Annotated in this window: 15 protein-coding genes; 9 read left to right on the top strand and 6 right to left on the bottom strand. The window is 39.2% G+C overall.

The window, feature by feature from the left end; all coding sequences use genetic code 11:
* Positions 1 to 8 precede the first annotated feature (8 nt).
* Both IGI84_RS12850 and IGI84_RS12845 read left to right on the top strand, forming a co-directional pair.
* Positions 9 to 1,640, top strand: coding sequence for a glycoside hydrolase family 53 protein (locus IGI84_RS12850; RefSeq protein WP_081117876.1), 1,632 nt, complete (start codon positions 9 to 11; stop codon positions 1,638 to 1,640).
* Positions 1,641 to 2,165: 525 nt separating this feature from the next.
* A complete protein-coding gene (locus tag IGI84_RS12845) occupies positions 2,166 to 3,773 on the top strand; it encodes a CTP synthase (protein WP_081117877.1) in 1,608 nt (535 codons plus the stop codon).
* 261 nt (positions 3,774 to 4,034) lie between these two features.
* Here IGI84_RS12845 and IGI84_RS12840 read toward each other — a convergent pair whose 3' ends face one another.
* The gene (locus tag IGI84_RS12840) at positions 4,035 to 4,490 is read right to left on the bottom strand and encodes a YehR family lipoprotein (protein WP_142425536.1); all 456 of its coding nucleotides are present in this window, start codon (positions 4,488 to 4,490) and stop codon (positions 4,035 to 4,037) included.
* A gap of 368 nt (positions 4,491 to 4,858) precedes the next feature.
* Between IGI84_RS12840 and IGI84_RS12835 the strand changes: the two genes are divergently transcribed.
* The 4 genes from IGI84_RS12835 to IGI84_RS12820 all read left to right on the top strand — a co-directional run bounded on the left by IGI84_RS12835 (position 4,859) and on the right by IGI84_RS12820 (position 8,822).
* Positions 4,859 to 5,728 (top strand): class II fructose-bisphosphate aldolase, encoded by an 870-nt coding sequence (locus IGI84_RS12835; protein ID WP_005228297.1) that lies wholly within the window; start codon positions 4,859 to 4,861, stop codon positions 5,726 to 5,728.
* Positions 5,729 to 5,901: 173 nt separating this feature from the next.
* Positions 5,902 to 7,161, top strand: a complete 1,260-nt coding sequence (locus IGI84_RS12830; RefSeq protein WP_060791464.1) for a UDP-N-acetylglucosamine 1-carboxyvinyltransferase — start codon at positions 5,902 to 5,904, stop codon at positions 7,159 to 7,161.
* Positions 7,162 to 7,163: 2 nt separating this feature from the next.
* Positions 7,164 to 8,459: a transcription termination factor Rho gene (gene rho, locus IGI84_RS12825; RefSeq protein WP_005228301.1), complete on the top strand. Its 1,296-nt coding sequence runs from the start codon at positions 7,164 to 7,166 to the stop codon at positions 8,457 to 8,459.
* Between the two features lie 99 nt (positions 8,460 to 8,558).
* Positions 8,559 to 8,822, top strand: coding sequence for a type B 50S ribosomal protein L31 (locus IGI84_RS12820; RefSeq protein WP_005233979.1), 264 nt, complete (start codon positions 8,559 to 8,561; stop codon positions 8,820 to 8,822).
* Positions 8,823 to 9,009: 187 nt separating this feature from the next.
* On the opposite strand, the gene IGI84_RS12815 is transcribed toward IGI84_RS12820, so the two are convergent.
* Together IGI84_RS12815 and IGI84_RS12810 are read right to left on the bottom strand one after the other, a co-directional pair.
* Positions 9,010 to 9,630 (bottom strand): site-specific integrase, encoded by a 621-nt coding sequence (locus IGI84_RS12815; RefSeq protein WP_259280111.1) that lies wholly within the window; start codon positions 9,628 to 9,630, stop codon positions 9,010 to 9,012.
* Between the two features lie 105 nt (positions 9,631 to 9,735).
* The gene (locus IGI84_RS12810) at positions 9,736 to 9,798 is read right to left on the bottom strand and encodes a hypothetical protein (protein WP_241508708.1); all 63 of its coding nucleotides are present in this window, start codon (positions 9,796 to 9,798) and stop codon (positions 9,736 to 9,738) included.
* Between the two features lie 392 nt (positions 9,799 to 10,190).
* Here IGI84_RS12810 and IGI84_RS12805 point away from each other — a divergent pair, with 392 nt between their 5' ends.
* Complete coding sequence (locus tag IGI84_RS12805; protein ID WP_140965297.1) at positions 10,191 to 10,478, top strand: hypothetical protein; 288 nt, start codon at positions 10,191 to 10,193, stop codon at positions 10,476 to 10,478.
* A 325-nt stretch (positions 10,479 to 10,803) separates the two neighbouring features.
* On the opposite strand, the gene IGI84_RS12800 is transcribed toward IGI84_RS12805, so the two are convergent.
* Together IGI84_RS12800 and IGI84_RS12795 are read right to left on the bottom strand one after the other, a co-directional pair.
* Complete coding sequence (locus tag IGI84_RS12800; protein WP_220426438.1) at positions 10,804 to 11,688, bottom strand: hypothetical protein; 885 nt, start codon at positions 11,686 to 11,688, stop codon at positions 10,804 to 10,806.
* A 119-nt stretch (positions 11,689 to 11,807) separates the two neighbouring features.
* Positions 11,808 to 12,794: a choloylglycine hydrolase family protein gene (locus IGI84_RS12795; RefSeq protein WP_220426437.1), complete on the bottom strand. Its 987-nt coding sequence runs from the start codon at positions 12,792 to 12,794 to the stop codon at positions 11,808 to 11,810.
* A gap of 302 nt (positions 12,795 to 13,096) precedes the next feature.
* Here IGI84_RS12795 and IGI84_RS12790 point away from each other — a divergent pair, with 302 nt between their 5' ends.
* Positions 13,097 to 13,462 (top strand): YopX family protein, encoded by a 366-nt coding sequence (locus IGI84_RS12790; protein WP_321205992.1) that lies wholly within the window; start codon positions 13,097 to 13,099, stop codon positions 13,460 to 13,462.
* A 366-nt stretch (positions 13,463 to 13,828) separates the two neighbouring features.
* The gene (locus IGI84_RS12785; RefSeq protein ID WP_140965293.1) at positions 13,829 to 14,044 is read left to right on the top strand and encodes a hypothetical protein; all 216 of its coding nucleotides are present in this window, start codon (positions 13,829 to 13,831) and stop codon (positions 14,042 to 14,044) included.
* A 1,298-nt stretch (positions 14,045 to 15,342) separates the two neighbouring features.
* On the opposite strand, the gene IGI84_RS12780 is transcribed toward IGI84_RS12785, so the two are convergent.
* Complete coding sequence (locus IGI84_RS12780) at positions 15,343 to 15,510, bottom strand: hypothetical protein (RefSeq protein WP_005234033.1); 168 nt, start codon at positions 15,508 to 15,510, stop codon at positions 15,343 to 15,345.
* Positions 15,511 to 15,580: the final 70 nt, after the last annotated feature.

The following is a 15,580-nucleotide window of genomic DNA, read 5'->3' as shown; positions in this document are numbered from 1 at the left end:
GCAAATGAATGAAAAAGGGAGCGTGGTTACGTAAAGTCGCTTTATTTGCAGCTGTGATAGGGACTTTGGGGGCTGTTTCAAAAACAGTTGAAGCATCTGCCAGCGAGTTTATTCGCGGAGCAGATATTTCAATCTTGTCAGATATGGAAAAATCTGGTGCAAAATATTATGAAGATGGTATTTCAAAAGATGCCTTAGAGATTCTAAAAAATAATGGTGTCAACTATGTTCGACTGCGTTTGTGGCAGGATCCTTATAATAGTAACGGAGAAAGTTATGGGGCAGGGACAAATGATCTGGAAACGACGATTGCCCTTGCAAAACGAGCAAAGAGTCTTGGACTCAACGTGTTGCTAGATTTCCATTACAGTGATTTTTGGGTTGATCCTGGGAAACAGAATGTTCCTAAAGCGTGGCAAGATCTGACCTTTGAAGAAATGAATACGGCGTTGTATGACTATACAAAGAACGTTCTGTCGGAAATGAAGCAGCTAGACGTTTATCCTGATATGGTTCAGATCGGCAATGAACTGAATAGTGGCATGCTCTGGCCTTATGGCAAGTCTTGGGGAGAAGACGGGGGAGAGTTTGATCGATTAGCTACTTTTTTGAAGTCTGGTGTCCAAGCTGTTCGAGACACTCAACCTAAAACAACTCCAGTAATGCTCCACTTAGCTGATGGTGGCGATACAGGAGCATTTACTTGGTGGTTTGATGAAATCACCAGTCGGGGTGTGTCATTTGATTTAATTGGAGTATCGTATTATCCGTATTGGCACGGTTCAATGAATGAACTTCAAACCAATATGAATACGATCAGTCAACGGTATGGCAAAGAAGTGATCGTAGTTGAAACAGCTTATGGGCATACAACAGCGAATGCAGATACTATGCCAAATGCCTTTGGCGAAGCCGAAGCAGCGGCGGGGGGATATGAACCAACACCGTCAGGACAAGCAGAGTATTTGCTGGATCTAGCCGATCGTATTCAAGCGGTGCCGAATGATCGCGGGGCGGGCTTCTTTTATTGGGAACCTCTTTGGTACAACGGAAACGTGAGTTGGGCAACACAAGCAGGTATGAATTATCTCGGTGTTCAATCTACTATGGGAAACGAATGGGACAACCAGGCGATGTTTGATTTTGCTGGAAACGCCTTGCCAAGCTTGCGTGCGTTTAAACAAGCAGGGGCGCAAACAAATCTGGTTAAAAATGCAAGTTTCGAGAGCGATGGACCAACGACCAGTCCTTCCGATTGGCAAACGTGGTTTCAACAAGGAACAGCTGAAGGTACGATCAAAACGGAAGCTGGGACTTTTTTTGGAGACTACAAATTAACTTTTTGGCAGGACCAAGCTTACGAGGCATCAGCTTATCAAAATGTTAGTGGCATCAGCGATGGAACTTACACATTGAGTGCCTATGTAATGTCTGGGGGAGAGTTTGATACCAATCAGTTATATATCAAAAATTATGGTGGAGCGGAACTAAATACTGCGGTTGTTAAAACAAGTGAATGGACAAAAATTACAATCAAAGACATTCCAATTACAACAGGTGCTTGTGAAATCGGGGTTTACAGCAAGGCTTCAGCAAATGCTTGGACGAACGTTGATTTTGTTTCATTGGTTAAACAATAATCTAAGGATTGCTGCGATTGATCCTCAGAGCTTCCTTTCAACCGCATCACTAGCGTAGAAGGCAGGAATCGAACCTGCACCTCGTCTTTGCCAAAAATAACCAGAAATACGTTCCGATCATTTTTACCAAAACGAGTAAAGCGCCAGACTTCATCTACACTTTGTATTATGCCAAAGAGAGTTCAACGATTTCGTAAGAAGCAATGAAAAAATTGCAAAAAGTTGTGTAGAAAACATGAAGGTTGTTTAAGAAAGAGTAACCATAGAATGCCGGCGTGAAAAAGGAGAAACTAGCTGCATCGAAGCGTAAAACGCTTCGTTTGGAAACCTCCGTTTTTTCTGAAAAAATCAGATAAAGTTTTCTTGACATTTGCTAGGTGAGAATGTATCATTCTGTTTGGGCACTCTTTACAAGAGTCAGAAAGTGATTTAGAATTTTCGCTCCCTATTCATTTATGGATAGGGAGCTTTTATTATTTTCTAAATGCTTTTCCTGTAAAATAGATTAAAGGAGTTTTTCAGTTTATGACAAAATATATTTTTGTAACCGGCGGTGTGGTTTCTTCTATTGGTAAAGGGATCGTAGCAGCATCATTAGGACGTCTGTTGAAAAATCGCGGCTTGAAAGTAACCATTCAAAAATTCGATCCGTACATCAACGTTGATCCAGGAACGATGAGCCCATACCAACATGGTGAAGTATTCGTAACCGATGATGGAGCAGAGACCGACTTAGACTTAGGTCACTATGAACGCTTTATCGATATCAATTTGAACAAATACTCAAATGTAACAACTGGAAAAATCTATTCAGAAGTTTTGCGGAAAGAGCGTAAAGGAGAATACTTAGGCGCGACTGTTCAAGTGATCCCGCATATCACCAACGAGATCAAAGAAAAAATCATGCGGGCAGCCAAAATGACTGATTCAGATGTGATCATCACAGAAGTCGGCGGTACAGTAGGGGATATTGAATCATTGCCGTTTCTAGAAGCTTTGCGTCAAATGAAAGCAGACGTAGGTTCAGACAATGTGATGTACATCCACACGACGCTGATTCCTTATTTGAAAGCAGCGGGCGAAATGAAAACCAAACCGACCCAACACAGTGTGAAGGAACTGCGCGGCTTAGGGATTCAACCAAATATCTTGGTCGTTCGGACAGAACAACCCGTAGGACAATCAACAAAAAACAAATTGGCACAATTCTGTGACGTGGCACCAGAAGCCGTGATCGAATCTCGTGACGTTGAGACCCTTTATTCGATCCCATTGGCACTGCAAGCGCAAGGCATGGATCAAATCGTGTGTGATCATTTGAAACTGACCGCACCAGTTGCTGACATGACTGAATGGCAAGCATTGGAAGAAAAGGTGCTGAATTTGAAGAAAAAAGTACGCATCGCATTAGTCGGAAAATATGTGGAATTGCCAGATGCTTATCTATCAGTTGTCGAAGCCTTGAAACATTCTGGTTTTGCCTTTGATGCAGACATCGAGATCGATTGGATCAAAGCCCAAGAAATCACACGGGAAAATGTGGAGTCTTACTTAGGTGAAGTAGACGGAATCCTTGTTCCTGGTGGATTTGGGGATCGTGGGATTGAAGGGAAAATCGAAGCGATCCGATATGCTCGGGAAAACGATGTGCCATTCTTAGGGATTTGTCTAGGGATGCAAATGGCTTGTGTGGAGTATGCCCGCAATGTCGTTGGCTTGGAAAATGCCAACTCCGCAGAAACGGATCCTGAAACAGCCAATAACATCATTGACTTGATGGCTGACCAAGAAAACATCGAAAACTTAGGTGGAACATTGCGTTTAGGCTTGTATCCATGTAAAGTGAAAAAAGGCACCAAAACAGCTGCAGCTTATGATGGGGAGGAAGTTGTTCAAGAACGTCACCGTCATCGTTATGAATTTAATAACAAATACCGTGAAATCTTTGAAGCAAATGGTATGGTCTTCTCAGGTGTATCGCCAGACAATCGTTTGGTTGAGATCGTTGAGATTCCAGAAAACAAATTCTTCGTGGGTTGCCAATTCCACCCAGAATTGATTTCTCGTCCAACACGCCCACAACGCTTGATCAAAGCATTTGTTGGTGCTTCATTAGACAACCGTCAAGCGTAATAATCGCTAGCCGCAAACCAAAAAATGAATGTGCGAAACTCCTCATCTCAAGATGGGGAGTTTTTTGAGTTGCGCGATCCCAGTAATCCGTAAAAGGTTGACACTTGCGTGAGCGTTGGTGGAAATCATCTGTTTCTGCATACAAAAAACTTCCGTCAAAACGACCGGAAGTTTCAGGCTGATGCATTATTTTTTTCGCTAACAGTTCGAATGAAATCCGCCAGCGGAAACGCGTGTTGATTTGCTGGTGCCTAGAGAGGATTATTCTTTTAATTTATACCCTTGATCCAAGAGCATTTCCTCTGTACGTTCCATGCTGATCCCATTTTCGGTATTTCCTTCAAAACTAACCCCAGGCAATTGTTTTGCTGAATCATAATCCAACTCGTCGTAATTGATCTTCAAGGATTCAGTCGCTTCACTATCTGTATAGTCGAGGGAATAGTCCAACCCTTTGACTTGCTGATACTGTTCTGCGATCGGATCAAGTACCGTCTGTGCTTCTTCTTTGGTCGTTACCCCAATTGCTGAATAAGGCATGACATTGTTCGCAGTCTGAGTTTTTACTTTATCGCCTTCATAAGTGAAGACCAGTTCCATCGAAACCCCATTTTGATCCATTGTGAATGTTTTGGTTTCTTCTTTGGCCCCCGAGCTGCAACTTGCCAAGAAAAGAACTCCGATGACTGCCAAAAATCCAATAAGCGCTTTTTTCATTTTATCCCTCCTTTTTTACATAATAATATAGCCGCTTTCACAAGGCTATTCTTATGCTCAGAGGAGAAGAAGGAAGGATTTACTGGAAAATTATGATAAAACGACGAAAAAATATGTGAAATTTTTCTCGAATTTTCACACGCTGATATGTTATCTAACGACCGCATATAGGAGAGCAAAACCTTACAGAATCGTAGACTTTCAGAAAAGATGATGAAAATGCTGGATTTTTATATTTGTGCAATCTTTTTTTGAAAAGAGAAATTCCTCTTTTTAGTAGCAAATACCGCAAATATTTGCTAAAATAGCATTGTCGGTTAAGCATTGCTTAACAAATAAAGTTTTTCAAAACTTAGGAGGAATTTTTTATGCCAGTAGTATCAGGAGCTGAATTCTTAAAAGCTGCTCGTCAAGGCGGATATGCAGTCGGCGGATTCAACACAAACAACTTAGAATGGACACAAGCGATTTTAAAAGCTGCTGAAGCGAAAAAAGCGCCAGTTCTAATCCAAACTTCAATGGGTGCTGCCAAATATATGGGCGGATACAAAGTTGCTAAAGACATCGTTACAAACTTGGTTGATTCAATGAACATCACTGTTCCAGTTGCAATCCACTTAGACCATGGTGATTATGATGCAGCAATGGAATGTATCGAAGTTGGTTACACTTCTGTTATGTTTGATGGCTCTCACTTACCATTTGAAGAAAACTTGAAATTGGCTAAAGAAGTTGTCGAAAAAGCACACGCAAAAGGCGTTTCTGTGGAGTGTGAAGTTGGTTCAATCGGCGGAGAAGAAGATGGAATCATCGGTTCTGGCGAATTAGCTGACATCGAAGAATGTAAACAAATGGTTGCAACTGGTATTGATTACCTAGCTTGCGGAATTGGTAACATTCACGGTCAATACCCTGAAAACTGGAAAGGCCTTGCTTTTGACCACTTACAAGCAATCGCTGATGCAGTAGGTTCTGATGTACCATTAGTATTACACGGTGGTTCTGGTATTCCTCAAGACCAAATCGAAAAAGCAATCTCAATGGGTGTTTCTAAAGTAAACGTAAATACTGAATTCCAATTATCATTTGCTAAAGCAACTCGTGAATACATCGAAGCTGGCAAAGATAAAGAAGGTAAAGGATTCGACCCTCGTAAATTATTAGCACCAGGTGTTGCTGCAATCGTTAAAGATGCAGAAGAACACATCGACTGGTTCGGTTCAGCTGGTAAAGCTTAATCTTAATCAAAGATCAAAACTCTTAGAATCACTGATTCTAAGAGTTTTTTTGTTTTCCAAGAAAATATTCTTGATGCGGGGATCAAAAATATCCTGCATCTTTTTTCTTTGAGGGATCTGTGCTAAAATTGGAATGATACACATAAATTAAAAAAGAGTATAGGTGGAATTCCATGAAAAAAATTGTCATCAACGGCAATCGTCCCTTAAAAGGTGAAGTCACCATTAGCGGCGCAAAAAACAGTGCAGTCGCATTGATCCCGGCAGCGATCTTAGCTGATTCACCGGTCATTTTAGAAGGAGTGCCTGACATCCAAGATGTGCACTCATTAATTGAGATTATCGAAATCATGGGTGTGAAGACCCATTTTGAAAACAATACGCTTGAGATCGATCCGACAAACATCGTTTCGATCCCGATGCCTAACGGAAAAATCAATAGTCTACGAGCTTCTTACTATTTCATGGGGGCATTGTTGGCGAAGTTTGGTGAAGGCGTCGTTGGATTGCCTGGCGGCTGCTTCTTAGGCCCGCGACCCATCGATCTGCATATTAAAGGCTTCGAAGCACTTGGCGCAAAAGTCACCAATGAACATGGTGCTATGTATTTGCGTACCGAAGAAGAAGGCTTGACTGGCGAACGGATCTTCCTAGATATGGTCTCCATCGGAGCAACCATCAATGTGATGCTGGCAGCAGTAAAAGCCAAAGGCAAAACGATCATTGAAAATGCCGCACGGGAACCTGAGATCATTGATGTTGCCACCCTTTTAAATAATATGGGAGCGAAAATCAGAGGTGCAGGTACCAATGAAATTCGTATCGAAGGCGTGGAAGAATTGCACGGTTGTCGTCATTCCATCATTCCAGATCGGATCGAAGCAGGAACCTACCTTTCTTTAGCCGCAGCAGCGGGGGAAGGCATTACTGTCAAAAATGTGATTTATGAGCATCTAGAAAGCTACATTGCGAAATTGGAAGAAATCGGCGTGCGAATGGATATTAGTGAAGATGAAATCTATGTGCATCCCTCAAAAGACTTGAAACCAGCGACTGTGAAAACTTATCCTTATCCAGGATTTGCCACAGACCTGCAACAGCCGATCACACCATTATTGCTAAAAGCAAAAGGAACGTCGGAAATCATGGACACGATTTACGCCAAACGGGTCAACCATATTCCTGAATTAGCACGAATGGGCGCACAAGCAACGACAGAAGGCAACATGATTTTTGTCAGCGGACCAAGCCAATTGCACGGAGCAGAAGTTGTCGCTTCTGATTTACGAGCAGGAGCTTGCCTTGTCATTGCCGGATTGATGGCGACTGGCACGACCAGCGTCTTTAATGTCGAGTACATTTTGCGCGGCTATGATCATATCATCGAAAAACTAACGGCTCTTGGAGCTGATATTCAAATGATAGAGGAGTAATTATGAGCGATTATCTTACGATGGCAGAGTTGGAAAACAAAACCTTAAAAGAAATCTACACCTTTGCCAAAGAGTTTCGAATTCCTTATTACAGCCAAATGAATAAAAAAGAATTGTCATTGGCTGTGATACGGGCGCAGGCGGAAAAACAAGGCTTCTTTTATATGGAAGGAATCTTGGATATCGTAGGCCAAGAAGGCTACGGTTTTTTACGCCCAATCAACTACGGACCGAGTGCAGAAGATATCTATATTTCTTCGTCACAGATTCGTCGGTTTAGTTTGCGTAATGGCGATAAAGTCGCCGGTAAGGCGCGCCCGCCCAAGGAATCTGAGCGCTATTATGGATTGATGCACGTTGAGTCTGTTAATGGCAAAGATCCAGAAGATGCCAAAGAGCGTCCGCATTTTCCAGCGTTGACGCCGCTTTATCCGAATCGTCATTTAAAATTAGAAACAACGTCAGGACGCCTTTCTACTCGGATGATCGACATGCTGTCGCCAGTGGGTTTTGGACAACGGGGACTGATCGTTGCTCCGCCTAAAGCTGGGAAAACCAGTATATTGAAAGAAATTGCCAATGGGATCACTGACAACTATCCTGAGGTGGAATTGATCGTTCTTTTGATCGACGAGCGCCCAGAAGAAGTGACTGATCTGGAACGCAGTGTCAAAGGCGATGTTGTTTCTTCAACCTTTGACCTGCAGCCTAGCAATCATACCCGTGTCTCTGAATTGGTACTAGAACGGGCGATGCGTTTGGTAGAAGACAAGCGTGATGTCGTGATTCTGATGGATAGTATCACTCGTTTGGCAAGAGCCTACAACTTAGTGGTACCTCCAAGCGGACGTACACTAAGCGGCGGGATCGATCCAGCTGCTTTGTACAAACCAAAGAAATTTTTTGGTGCTGCCCGTAATATTGAAGAAGGCGGCAGTTTGACGATTCTTGCCACAGCACTGGTGGATACCGGTAGCCGCATGGATGATGTCATCTATGAAGAGTTTAAAGGAACCGGCAATATGGAGCTGCAGCTTTCTCGCAGCTTAGCAGAACGTCGAATCTTCCCTGCGATCGACATCAAGAAATCTGGTACCCGTAAAGAAGAATTGCTGATGAGCAGTGAACAATTGGAAGAAACTTGGCGCTTGCGCAACAACATGTTAGGGGATTCCTTGGAGTTCACAGAACAATTCATTCAATTCTTGCGCAAAACGAAGAACAATGAAGAGTTTTTAGCGGCTTTTCATGATGTCCATTTCGGAGACAAGCGGCAAAAAAGAAATATAAAAAGATAATTGCATCTAAAAACTAAACATGGTAAGATAGTCATGTTGTAAAATCGACAAATCAACTCTGGTGAAGCAAATGAGCCAGGGCAAAGGAGAGAAGAAGAAATGAAACAAGATATCCATCCAGATTATCATCCAGTTGTATTCATGGACTCAACTACTGGTTTCAAATTCTTATCAGGTTCTACAAAGAATTCTCAAGAAACTGTTGAGTGGGAAGACGGCAACACGTATCCATTGATCCGTGTCGAAGTAACTTCTGATTCACATCCATTCTACACTGGACGTCAAAAATTCACACAAGCAGACGGACGTGTGGACCGTTTCAACAAAAAATACGGTCTCAAAGACACAAACGCTGCAGAATAAGACAAACATTGTCCAAGGGCTGTCTTATCAGCTTTCTAGAGGTTTTCCTATTTATAGGGAAACCTCTTTTTTTACATTTGACTACCCCTAGTATTTTTATCTGGATATGGGCTGCCGTTTGCCATGAAGTTTGCAAAGTCATGAGCAGTTTTTTCTTTTCTTTGTTCAGTTACGTGAGCGTATATGTTCATAGTAGTTTAATATCAGTATGGCCCATTCGTTCCTGCACGTCTTTTATTGAAACACCTGCTTCAAAAAGTAAACTACAATGAGTATGTCTAAATCCGTGGACAGTCATTTTAGGTAAAATGTTTTCTTTCAGGATTTTTGAAAGATTATGGTTCAGGTAATCTAGATAAAGCGGTTTGTTTTCAGTAGAAGGGAAGAGCAATTGCTCTTGAGATAATGAGTTTATGCCAAACTGAAAAAGAAATTTTTGTTGGTGTAACTTCCATTTTTTTATCAGACCCAGCGTCTCATCATCCAAAGAGATAGTACGAATACTTTTTCTTGTCTTCGGCGGCTGAAAAACTAACTCCCAATTCTGAATAGTTGCTAGTGTTTGTTTGACGGTAAGAGTTTTCTTATCGAAATCAATATCTTTCCAACGTAAGGTATGCAATTCTCCTTTGCGAAGACCCGTATACCCAAGAATGCGAAACATCACAAATAATTGTTCTGAATAGTTTTCTTTTACTTCTATTACCACCGACAAAAAAGTAAGCAACTGTTCACGATCATAGAAAGGTGCGATGTAGTCCTCTTCATCTACTTTTTGCTGTTTCTTAGGTCGAATTACACCATCCATTGGCTTATTATTGAGTAACCGGATATTGATAGCATAATTGAATACTGATGCCGTGATACCGATTAAGTTGGAGTACTTTTTATAGCAACTAAACCAATGATTTACCTATTTTTGGCAAAATTGAATAGTAATCTTACTCATTCGGATATGACCAAATAAAGGGAGAATGTGTTTGTCTATAGCAACTTTTTGAATATTTTAAGTGTCACGATGAAGTTACGGAGACTACCCACTTTGTTATCAAGAATGGCTACATTTACGTTTATCGATACCTAAACTTCAAGCGTTGGTTCTCAGAAGACGGTACGTTACAAGCTTTGGAGAAGGACTTGCATGAATACATACAGCTAGGAACTTTCGCTAACGGTACAAACGGTTATGGCGGTGTGTATTGCCAACACTGGAGCTATCCTGAAGAGTCAATGAAGGTTATTCAACAAAAAGTTATTGATATTGGTTTTTTTCAATACCATTGTCGAAGACCTTTTTAACTATAATTAATCAGTAATCCACCAGAATAGTTGATTGGTGGAAGAAATAGAATAATAGGAGGGATAAGAATGAAATCAGAACTTGAATATGATTCTTCGAGACCGTTAATGCGTTTGGAAAAGGGCGACAAAGTTTTCATTAAATATAGAGAAGCTATCTACGAAAATGAAAAGGATAGATCAATGTACAAAAATGTGCCAGATGGGTATTATAACGGAACTTACATGGGAAATTACACTGTTAAATGTAGTGAATACCCAGAATTAAGCGGAAAGTATAACTACTGGCGAGGTGATCGCTGGGGTTCTTCTTCGTTCTTGTTCGCTGACGAGAGCCTTTCTAGTAACAAAAACTAATTACAATAGTGACAGAGATTAACAACTTAAATACCAGTTTTTTGAGAAAACAAAAAGGCAACTCAAGAGTTACCTTTTGTAGGTATATTCTGCTTATTTTTTCTTCCTATCAATGCCGTAAGTAGCGAAAGCAGGAATAAAGAGGACCGCTAAGAATACACCAACCCATTTAAATGCTTTAGGAACTTTTTTCAAAGAAACCGCCTCCTTTATAGATATGATTATAGATTATAGAGGAGAAAAATAGTCTGATATGACAAAAATGATAGAAAGATTTATAGTTTGAGCAGTCAGCAATCCACCAAAATAGTTGACTGTGAAGCGGTCATAAAACAATGGATCCTAACCAGTTAGAGAATAGTGCAGTTATCCATTCAGAATCTTTTCTTCTGTTATCAAATGGAGTATAGCCGTTATAAGAATAGTTATAATCAGTTTTCCATCCACCGGAAGATGTTTGTTTTTTTCGGAGCACTTCCAACAGTGGGGAAACTTCTGGTCGATTAAAACTATTTGTTTTACTGACTATATAAACAAGATCCGTAAAGGAGAGCATATAACTTTGAGGAAACATAATGTCGGTAATATGGGCGCTAATCGGTTGACGATTACTTAGGCGTTGGAACATATTGTGCTGTAACATATATTCTAATCCGATATGAATTAAATGTTTTACCTCTTTATCTGGAACAGGAGAAAATTCACGATAGGTAATTAATGCTCGGATTGTTTTACCTATACCAATATAACAAGGAACATTATTCATACATCCGCCATGTTTACAAATACCACTGTACGGCCAAGTAGTTTTCGTAACACGATCAAAAACTTGATAGTTTTTAATCCAATAAAGCGCATTTTGAGCCTCTGTAGATTGATGTAAACCAAGTCGGCAGTAAGCTTCAAAAATCATTGCATTGTAACAAGGAACAATATCATTAATTGATCCGGTGTAAGAAAAACCTTTGTCAGTGGATAAATTTTTATTAATAAAGAGCAATAAGTTTTGTGTGTATTCTAGGTAAATTGAATTCGGGATTTCTGCTATTCCGATTAAATTCCAGATATAACTCAATAGATTTTTATGTTCAATACTCGTCAGCTTTTCAATAAGCTTTGAGTCTGTTAATAGATGCATCACTTCTATATGAGTTTGGTCTTTGAGTAAATTTTTTTCTTTGAGCAATCGAAGTTTTAATGCAGTATCCATTCTTTACACCTGCTTTTTACTTTAATTATAGCAAATAAAAGATATTTTATAAGTCAGCTATCCGACGAAATAGAAAAAAAGAACCCTATAAAGGATTCTAGTTTAGAAAAGCCACCTTTTTAGCAGTTCATAAATTGGATCTGAAGTTCTTCTTCAAAAAGGAATTCAGTAGGTTCTACTGCATTCAATAGTTCTTCCGTTAGTTTAACTGCAAAAATGCTATTTGTATCATATGGGTTAAAGTAATAGATTTTGTTTGAAGCATCCATTACTGCTCGGTATTGTGTGTAATCATCTAGTCCATCGTCCTTGATATTTACTCCTTTTGGAATAGTCACACCGTTTAAAATTTTCAATATCGTATTTACGGCTTCAGTGGAATCAGCAGCTTGTTTGATCAAGTGTTTCATATAGACTGTTCGAACAAATCTTTCAGGAGAAGTAAAGCCGCCTGGCAATCCGAATGTTCCTGAACCTTGACCGAAAGGATGTAGGGTGAGTTCGCCTACTTGTCTATTTTTTACATTTGTTGGTTTTAACGAGAGAAAATTATTTAAATTTGTTAAATGCCATTCGAATTTTGGGCTATTTGTCATTACTCCTACTGGGTTCTCTTTGATGACTAGCTCTTTATCTTCGGTCTCGATTACAATCGACTCTCCAGTGGAATCGGTAATGATGTAGTGTAGTGGAGGAACATCATCCAACAGTGAGACTTTTTTATTGATTAATCGGACACCGCCGATATTTTCTTTTATTTCGGCAATGGATTTATTTTCTCCCATCACCCACATTATGAATTCATGTGGAGCTAAGTTAAGCTTGCCTGGTTTTTTAGAATCATGATAGGTTGCTTCATTTGGATGATATAGTTCGGCCACCGACAATCCAAATTCATTCACACCATCAGCAAAAAAGTACCCATCCAATTTACGTCCAGTTCCGACGAAACCGTATCTTGTTTTAATTTCTTTGCCATTTTGTCTTTCCCACACATAGTTTCTAGGGATTGCGACAGGTCTACCTTCTAACTTAACCCCAAAATCCATTGTTCTTGCAAGAAAGAATGTATGGTTCTTTGCTTCATAAGTTAAGCTTGTACACATTGTTGATCTACCTCCTCGGATTAATTCTAGTTCGATTCTGATTTTATCATACGTAGGTTTTGTATAGATGGAAATGTGTATTTTATAATAAAAAGTTGAAGGGTAATGAAAAAAAGAGCGTATTTACTAATTTTAGATTTTGATAGCTTGTTATCATCGACAGTAAACAAAAGAAATTGAAGAGAAGGAGCGATTATATGGTCAGAAAAATAAGAGTGGATATTGAAACGACTTGGTCAGGTGTTGGTGAAACCGAATATTTTGAAGTGGAGGATGATGCAATCGAAGATGAGGGATAAGATATACCAAAATTAAGAGCTTGGGATAAAGGGTTAGAATCTATGATGCCGGTTGAAAGTATCGACTTTGAATACGGAATGATAAATGTAAATGCCGCTTGGCGGTGGTTCGAAGAAATTGAACACATGCAATCACCAGGCTTGAAAGACAACAACGGCGTGGAGATTTTCGAAGGGGATATTATCTTCTATACTTATTTTGAAAAGAATGCAAACAATCGCCTAGTAATGTTTGTGAATGGCCAATTTATTACTGAGTTAATTAGACATGGTTACTACAAACCTTTAGTTAATGTTAGTGATGATGCAAAGAAAATCGGCAACATATACGAGAATCCAGAACTATTGGAGCCGGCCGATGAAATCTAAAATTATCTTTCTAGACCTACACATTGAAAATAGAAAGAAGGCGATTATTTTAGATTCTAAGCTAATTGAATCGAGAATGAAGCAAGAGGCTTGAAAATAGGGTGACCCAGGTTGATGTAGCAATTAGGAATCTCTAGTAATTATTATGGAAGCATTGAAAATGGTAAAAATCCACCTGCTGTTTAGAAGCTAAGTTCAATAATAAAAGTACTTGGATGTCGCTTACATATTACATGGATGACATGGAAAAGCGTGTGACAGAAGAAAAGGATCGTCTTCAACAAATGTTCAATACAATTCCTCGTGACAAACTTAGTATGGTTGAAGAACTAATTACTCAAGCTGCAAGATTAAGAGTTTTGCTAGATGATAATTGGATCTGACATTATTCGTACAATCCAAATGGGGCTTAAATCTAGAGGAGGATATTATTCTAGTGTAATGGATGGTTTATGTGGCGAAGCAACAATCAAACCGATGCAAAAAGTATTGGGAACAATGGTTGACGGTATTGTTAGTCAAGTTTCTGATATAGTTAAGGAATTGGAACGAGCGATGAACGATAATAAGCTTCCATGGTAGACTCTTTCTTGGATAAGTATAATCTTGCAAAAACAGGATAATTGAAAGTGTAGGAACTCGTGGAAATATGTTATATAATTAAGTCACGGATAGAACATAGATTAGTGCTAGTCACAATCTCCTTACTTTGGCCCCCTCATTATGAGGGGGTTTTGTGTTATGTCCCAAGACTTTTTATTCCAAATTCAACCATGATTTTGTATTGGAAGTATCAAAATGCTTTCTTGGAATTTCCCGATTTAGCAAAATTTCGCAAAAATAAGATAATGGATGTTATTGAAAAAAATTATTCTTCTTATATAATGTATTTATGAATAATAGTCATAACCTTACTATTATTACATCCTTTTTTCTGTCCTCCTCAAACGAGGGGGATTTTTTTTTAATTGCTTGCAGTAGCTAAGTTTAGGATTTAAATTAGTAAGTGCATGCAAAAGAAGCTGAGGAGTATTAGGCCGGAATGCTTGGGGAAGTGTACCTGATACTCTTCAGTTTTCTTATTCTAGCACTATTCACGACAATGAATATTTATATTTTGATTGTCGGAAAATTTTTATGTGTAACAAAAAGATTCTAATCATAACCTAATGTCAAATAGTTCATTCTCTCTACCTTTTTAGCTTCTGTACTTTTTCGCAAATAATTAACTATAGTGGGATTGTGCACAAAAGAAATAAACACCTTGAATGTCTAATGAAATGGTATTTACAAATGTTAGTAAGTAAGAGATATTTTTTTATAAGACAAATAGAATTACATGATTAAAATTACTATGCCAAAATCTCTTGCTAAGTACACTATAAACAAGATTTCGATGGCTGTTTTTGATCAAAATCTTCGCCCTAAAGATAACAAATTTGCTATAAATAGAAAACTGCGTTCTGTTTAGTCCTTCAGGATTAAATGATGGGGCATTGGCGGCAACCGGTGCTCCTTTTTATTTTACCGAAAAAAATCGCAAGAAATGAACGCTTTCTCTTCATTTCTTGCGGTTTTCTTTTATGGACTTATGTCAAAGCCTCTTTATTTAGGTGTAATTTAAACAAACTCGTTCCATACGAATGTTCCATCATGCAGTCGGAAGACTGAGTGCCTAACTCTATGGGTTGCAAAATGTTTTGGAAAGACGAGGCGGTAACGAACGCGTATATGATACTTTCGGCAGATTAAGTGATCGAAAAAGCAGCGATTTTTTGAAGCAGGACGCAATTTTGGTATGTCCTACTGCTTCTAAACAGGGGATAATGAGTAAATTAGCTACGGTTATTTTGAAGCCAGCTCCCCGTGTTTTTGACGACTTAAAGTGTATTTGAATAGAAGAAAACGTAAGAAATGGCAATCAAACAAACCAACAATAAACCAGAGAGTGACAGAAAAAGCAGCATGATCCGTTTCTTCTTCAATCCTAGTACAAGTATCACTACATTCAATAGAAAGAAAACAAGTAAAATCGCTAAATATTCCATAACTGGTCCTCTTTTACGTTTTTATTTATCTTACCAGAGATTGCTTGCTTTTCCTAGCCAGTTTTTGTCT

It is taken from the genome of Enterococcus sp. DIV0008, from assembly GCF_050542615.1.
GTDB lineage: Bacteria > Bacillota > Bacilli > Lactobacillales > Enterococcaceae > Enterococcus_D > Enterococcus_D innesii.
Note: the sequence above shows the minus strand (reverse complement) of the source record. Positions and strands in the feature narration are given on the sequence as shown.

Excerpts from the sequence above, each read along its gene's own strand:
- IGI84_RS12850 (WP_081117876.1), top strand. The coding sequence starts at position 9 with ATGAAAAAGGGAGCGTGGTTACGTAAAGTCGCTTTATTTGCAGCTGTG.
- IGI84_RS12845 (WP_081117877.1), top strand. The coding sequence starts at position 2,166 with ATGACAAAATATATTTTTGTAACCGGCGGTGTGGTTTCTTCTATTGGT.
- IGI84_RS12840 (WP_142425536.1), bottom strand. The coding sequence starts at position 4,490 with ATGAAAAAAGCGCTTATTGGATTTTTGGCAGTCATCGGAGTTCTTTTC.
- IGI84_RS12835 (WP_005228297.1), top strand. The coding sequence starts at position 4,859 with ATGCCAGTAGTATCAGGAGCTGAATTCTTAAAAGCTGCTCGTCAAGGC.
- IGI84_RS12830 (WP_060791464.1), top strand. The coding sequence starts at position 5,902 with ATGAAAAAAATTGTCATCAACGGCAATCGTCCCTTAAAAGGTGAAGTC.
- rho (WP_005228301.1), top strand. The coding sequence starts at position 7,164 with ATGAGCGATTATCTTACGATGGCAGAGTTGGAAAACAAAACCTTAAAA.
- IGI84_RS12820 (WP_005233979.1), top strand. The coding sequence starts at position 8,559 with ATGAAACAAGATATCCATCCAGATTATCATCCAGTTGTATTCATGGAC.
- IGI84_RS12815 (WP_259280111.1), bottom strand. The coding sequence starts at position 9,630 with ATGGATGGTGTAATTCGACCTAAGAAACAGCAAAAAGTAGATGAAGAG.
- IGI84_RS12805 (WP_140965297.1), top strand. The coding sequence starts at position 10,191 with ATGAAATCAGAACTTGAATATGATTCTTCGAGACCGTTAATGCGTTTG.
- IGI84_RS12800 (WP_220426438.1), bottom strand. The coding sequence starts at position 11,688 with ATGGATACTGCATTAAAACTTCGATTGCTCAAAGAAAAAAATTTACTC.
- IGI84_RS12795 (WP_220426437.1), bottom strand. The coding sequence starts at position 12,794 with ATGTGTACAAGCTTAACTTATGAAGCAAAGAACCATACATTCTTTCTT.
- IGI84_RS12785 (WP_140965293.1), top strand. The coding sequence starts at position 13,829 with ATGATAATTGGATCTGACATTATTCGTACAATCCAAATGGGGCTTAAA.
- IGI84_RS12780 (WP_005234033.1), bottom strand. The coding sequence starts at position 15,510 with ATGGAATATTTAGCGATTTTACTTGTTTTCTTTCTATTGAATGTAGTG.